Genomic DNA, 1,051 nt, shown 5'->3' on the forward strand with positions numbered 1-1,051 from the left:
TGCCGAGGAGGCTACGGACCGCCCGCTTCGCGCACGGGCAGCGGTCGCCAGCACCTTTCTGGCAGGCCTGGAGCTCGCGCGCGAAGGCACTCTAACCTTGGCGCAGCAGGTTCCGTTCGAAACGCTGCAGCTTGCGGGCGTTTTATCCAGCGCTGAGGGACGTGTTCCGGCTTGACGATCGCCCCGCCGAGCTTGGTCCGCTGCCACACAAAAAACGATTTCCTCGCGAAGGGGTTCACGGCCGGCCTGAGATGCTCACTGGAAAACGGCCGATGACGAGTCGGTTTTCCGCGACGGCTTAGGCGCCGATGAGGTACGTCATCTTACCGATCTCGACGCCCTGCTGCCGCACCAGACCATAGGCCATGGTAACATGGAAAAAGAAGTTTGGGATGGCGAATTGCGTCAGATAGTCACCGCCGCTCTTGAAGACATGTGGTTCGCCGCGCGTCGGCATGGTGATGCTGCGGTCTCCGCCAGCATTGATTTGCTCGGGCGTGAACCTATCCAAGTACGCAATCACTTTGGCAATTCGACCTTTCAGATCTTCGAACGTGGTTTCAGTGTCGGGGTGGCTGGGAGGCGCTTCGCCGCTAAGGCGGGCAGCGCAAGTTTTTGCGGCGTCCGCCGCGCTCTGCACTTGGCGGGCGAGGTTGAACATGTCGGGTGCCAGCCGCGCTTCGATCATTGTGGTGGGGTCGATGCCGTTCGCCACTGCATGGGCCGCCGCCTTGTCTAGGACATTGGACAGGTTTTGCAACATGCGGATCATCATGGGGATGGATGCTTCGTAGATTGAGAATGCCAAGAGAGCTACTCCGTTACGGGCCGAGGGTGTAGGCTCAAACCTTGCTCTTGCAAAGGCAAGAGCTGCCAATCATCTTGGACCGCCGGCCAGCAGTTTGTTTGTGCCACGAGGGGCCTCGTTTACGGCGATGACCATCGCGGCGAAGCGTCTCAGAGACCGTTTGAAAATGCTTGTGGCGGCTCGGGGAGGGATGATTCAAGCTCGGGATGTGGACCCGAGAGAACCGAGGCCGGATGGCCGAAA

Annotated in this window: 1 protein-coding gene; it reads right to left on the bottom strand. The window is 60.0% G+C overall.

Annotated features, from left to right (window positions below):
- Positions 1-298 precede the first annotated feature (298 nt).
- The gene (locus GSQ83_RS15845; protein ID WP_158803852.1) at positions 299-808 is read right to left on the bottom strand and encodes a DUF1993 family protein; all 510 of its coding nucleotides are present in this window, start codon (positions 806-808) and stop codon (positions 299-301) included.
- Positions 809-1,051: the final 243 nt, after the last annotated feature.

Source organism: Acidisoma sp. L85 (assembly GCF_009765865.1).
Classification (GTDB): domain Bacteria; phylum Pseudomonadota; class Alphaproteobacteria; order Acetobacterales; family Acetobacteraceae; genus Acidisoma.